4 protein-coding genes and 1 pseudogene are annotated in these 4221 nt (G+C 45.0%); 1 reads left to right on the forward strand and 4 read right to left on the reverse strand.

Annotated elements, in window-relative coordinates:
* The 4 genes and pseudogenes from B7Y67_RS11685 to B7Y67_RS11700 all read right to left on the reverse strand — a co-directional run.
* A pseudogene (locus B7Y67_RS11685) lies at positions 1-223 on the reverse strand (uracil-DNA glycosylase); the annotation flags it as partial.
* Positions 223-2007: a M61 family metallopeptidase gene (locus B7Y67_RS11690; protein WP_293598791.1), complete on the reverse strand. Its 1785-nt coding sequence runs from the start codon at positions 2005-2007 to the stop codon at positions 223-225. The gene B7Y67_RS11690 and the pseudogene B7Y67_RS11685, both read right to left, overlap by 1 nt.
* Before the next feature lie 18 nt (positions 2008-2025).
* Positions 2026-2745, reverse strand: a complete 720-nt coding sequence (locus tag B7Y67_RS11695) for a DsbC family protein (protein WP_293598792.1) — start codon at positions 2743-2745, stop codon at positions 2026-2028.
* Positions 2738-4012: an FAD-dependent monooxygenase gene (locus B7Y67_RS11700; RefSeq protein WP_293598793.1), complete on the reverse strand. Its 1275-nt coding sequence runs from the start codon at positions 4010-4012 to the stop codon at positions 2738-2740. The genes B7Y67_RS11695 and B7Y67_RS11700 overlap by 8 nt, the downstream gene beginning before the upstream one ends.
* 39 nt (positions 4013-4051) lie before the next feature.
* On the opposite strand from B7Y67_RS11700, the gene B7Y67_RS11705 reads away from it, so the two are divergent.
* Positions 4052-4221 (forward strand): GTPase (locus tag B7Y67_RS11705; protein WP_293598794.1); only part of this gene is annotated, 170 nt, incomplete at its 3' end.

Genomic DNA, 4221 nt, shown 5'->3' on the forward strand with positions numbered 1-4221 from the left:
AGTGATACGGATCCTGCCCCAAAATCACGACCTTGACCTTGGTAAGCGGGGTTAATGTCAGTGCTTTGAAGAAATTCTGCGGCTCAGGGCAAATTTTTTCTACATCCCTATTTAGCTCAGACCGAAGATTGGTCTGCAGTGTTTGCCACTCTGCAGACTCAAAATAATCCCCGAGTAGGGTGCGCCAGTCCTCTGGAATGTCAGCTGCAGAAAACGAATGCATTACTCAGCAGGTGTCAGGGTGTATTGAGTTGGAATTTGATCATCCTCAAGAACAGTCATGCACTCATGCTCTAAATCATCTCGGTAAAAGCAAATCTGAATGACTTGCCCTGTGATCAAGCTAGATAACACCTTATCCCAGCGGGAGGTAGTAATGCGTTCACCGTTGATGCTGGCTAATAGATCTCCAGGAGCTAGACCCGCTAACTGTGCAGCTCCACCATCAAGTACATGCGTCACCTTGAGCCAACCATTGATATCGCTATGGCGCAACCCCAATTGCAGTTTGATCTTCTCAAGCTTGGAATGGGCTTTCGGTTCAACCGAAATCGTTTTTGAATCAATCCATTTTTGAATTGGAATATCTTGAGCGCTAAAAATATAACGAGATTTAAATTCATTCCAAGTTTTGGAGAATTCTTTGCCAAGCAATTTCAACATCAAGCCATCTAAGCCATTTTCAGCAATGCCATCTAGCGTGACTCCATGGGTTTGCCAGATGAGACGCATCAAATCATCTAAGGATTGACGGTTGCCTGTAAATGCGCGGATCTTGAGATCTAAACCTAGCGCGAGCAAGGCGCCTTTGCCGTAGTAACTTACGACCGCATTTGGTGTGTTTTCATCAGCCTGATAGTACTTAGTCCATGCATCAAAAGAGCTATCTGCAAGGCTTTGCTTTAGTCTTCCTGGGCCGCGTAAAATTCCATTCCAATTATTCGCGACTAGCTTAAGGTAAGTCTTCAGATCAATTCGTTTGCTGCGGAATAATTGCAAGTCATCGTAGTAACTTGTAAAGCCTTCAAATAACCAGAGTAAGCGAGTATGGTTTCTGCGATCAAGTTGATAGGGTTGGAATGCTTTAGGTTGAATACGTTTTACTAACCAAGCATGAAAATACTCATGACTACAGAGACCCAAAAACTCACGATAGGATACTTCATCTAAAGGGGTATTCACTTGAGGAATCTGATCTCGACGACATAGTAGGGCAGTACTATTACGATGCTCGAGTCCACCGTATCCAGAAAGAGCGGCATTAACTAAAAATAAATAATTCTGGAAGGGTGCTTTTTTAGTCTTGGGTTCAAAGAGGTTGATGGTACAAGTACAGATAGCCTGAAGATCTGTGGCTAAGCGCTCTAGATCAATTTCATGAATACATCCTTGTATCGCCATGCTGTGTGATACACCATTGGATTTCCAATGGGCAATCTGAAACTCACCCATGGCAACCGGATGGTCCAGTAAGTCATCATAGTTTTTGGCAAGATAAAAGCCGTAACCTTGACTATCTACTTTAGCGGGCTGCAAGCCTGTCTGAACGGCCCATGAGTTTGCACAAGCATCTTTTGGTGGAATCAACACTAAAGCGCAGGGTAAAGACTCTTGACCTTTAACTGCTAAACATAAGCTGCTTGGATTAATAAACGCACGCTCAGTATCGAGATAGGCGGCGCGCACTGAAGAATCAAATGCATAAACGGTTGTGAGGATTTCTACTGCGCCAGCTACCTGGGGCAAGCGCCAATGATTGTTATCAATCCGTTCTAACGGTAGCGCGTCATTTGGGTTATCAAGTGCGAATGCTTCAATCGTTTCAATTTGCTTACTAAAGTCTCGAATCAAATAGCTACCTGGAATCCATGCGGGTATTTGCAGAATTTGTCCATTGGGTAATGGGTTTTCAATATGCAACTTCACATGAAAGCGGTGACCATGCAGATCAGCTGCCCAAATGGTGTATTGAATTACAGGTAGATCAGAGTTATTTAATTTGTTCATCACTATTGCCTATTACACCTATTGCTTCAGGCTGCTAAATTTCTTTTCAATATCGGTAATTTGAACGGCACCCGGGAAGCGACTTCCATCAGTAAAGAAAATAGTTGGGGTCCCTGTTATGCCATAGGTTTTGGCAAAGGCCATATTCTTATCTAAAGGAGTGGCACAGTCGCTTTTGCCGCTGGGCGCAACACCATTAATCATCCAATCAACATAAGCTTTCTGGGGGTCAGCAGCGCACCAAATTTGTTTAGATTTCTGTGCAGAGTCGGCTGACAGAATTGGAATTAAGTAAGTGTAGATAGTCACGTTATCTAGTTGCTGCAACGATTTATCCAAACGCTTGCAGTAGCCGCAATTTGGATCTGAAAAAATAGCCAGCTGCCTACTGCCATTACCACGCACTACTTTTAATGCATTTGCTGGATTGAGCTCAGACCACTTAATGCGATTCAGATCTGCTTGCTTTTGTTCGGTAATATTTTTTCCTGTGGCTATCTCAATGATTTCACCCTGGATTAAGTATTTGCTGTTTGCATCGGTATAAAACACATCATTTCCAACCAAGACCTCATATATTCCCGGAATGGGTGATTGAGAGACGCCTTTGATTTTGGTGTTTGGGCCAATCTTTTTTTGTAACTCAGATCGGACTTGTTGCTCCGATTGTGCGTTGACTACTCCCGCTAAAAAAGTGAGAGAGCAAGCTAAGGCAACTGTAGAAAATAATTTATTCAAAATCAGTATCTCCAAGGGCGCGTTCAATAAGGCGCCGTTTAATAAAGTGACTACGATTGACCATACCCAGTCCCCAATTGCGTAATTGCTTTTCAGTGCTACTACTTGCTGAAAATAGCTTCTTCAGTTTGTCTGTCACCCAGAGCAGAGCGCTGGTATCACCTTGACGTTGGCGCTCGTAGCGACGCAATAAAACTTTATCGTTTGGCAGTCGGAAGGATTCACGTTGACTCAAGATATGGAGCAGGGTTGCTACATCTCTTAATCCTAGGTTCAAGCCCTGGCCAGCTAAGGGATGCATCACATGGGCAGCATCACCAATCAGCACAACCTTAGGATTTTCATCTGGGCCAATAAAGCGACTTGCCCGAATTCGTCTGAGTGGAAAAGCGGCTGGCGTTGAATTAAGGCTAAGAGCCCCAAGTTGAGCAAGAATTGCTCCGTGAGCAATTGAGGAAAACCGATCATTCCACGCTGCTTGATCTAGCTTTAAAAGTTCCGCTGCATTTTCTGGTGAAGTAGACCACACCATAGAAACTTGTTTGTTCGGTAAGGGCAGCATAGCCACAATATCGCCCCCTGGCAAAAACCACTGGTAGGCCGTTTCTAAATGTGCATTACTGCAAATCCAATTAGCCACTACAGCACTTTGTGAATAACTTTCTTCTTTTATAGAAATGCCTAGCTCAGTACGTATAGGTGAATTGGCTCCATCCGCAGCAATGACGAGTTGAGCGCGTAGAGTGGATCCATTTGTGAGGTGAAGTGTTGCCCCATCGGAATCTACTTCAATACTTTCGACTGCATCGCTGATGCGCTCTAATTTATTTTGGAAGCGTGAGGCTTGATCTAGAGTGTGCTCGATCACATTCGATTCGCCAATCCAGGCTAATTGGGGTGTACCAGCCTCAAAAGCAGATAGGTGCAGTTGATCCTGCTTTTCTCCGCGATCGCCAAAAATCCGCATATCTCGAACGGGCTGCATCCGGCTGTGATCAATTGCATCCCAAATCTGTAGATGGGCAAGTAATTTTTGGGTGCTAGGAGAAAAGGCGTAAATGCGTTGCCCCCATTGATTGCCGTGGGGTGCGGGAACCGCTTGCCCTAGGTCGGGGGAAATTTGAATGGTTTGAAGTCCAAGTTGGGCCAGACCCAATGCGCAAGCCTTGCCTGCTATGCCTCCACCCACCACGACGACATCAACCCCCCTGATTTGGGTGGTATTTTTAGGCAACTTAGCGGAGGAATTTTGTTGAACTTCTGACATATCTCGATGATATCGAAACTAGCCCTTTACAATACGGCTATGTCTTTGAAATGTGGCATCGTCGGCCTGCCTAACGTCGGCAAATCTACCCTCTTTAACGCGCTTACCAAAGCTGGAATCGCGGCGGAAAACTATCCTTTCTGCACGATCGAGCCCAATGTGGGTGTGGTTGAGGTTCCTGACCCCCGTCTTGCCGCTTTGGCTGAGAT

Source organism: Polynucleobacter sp. 35-46-11 (assembly GCF_002281105.1).

Excerpts from the sequence above, each read along its gene's own strand:
- B7Y67_RS11690 (WP_293598791.1), bottom strand. The coding sequence starts at position 2,007 with ATGAACAAATTAAATAACTCTGATCTACCTGTAATTCAATACACCATT.
- B7Y67_RS11700 (WP_293598793.1), bottom strand. The coding sequence starts at position 4,012 with ATGTCAGAAGTTCAACAAAATTCCTCCGCTAAGTTGCCTAAAAATACC.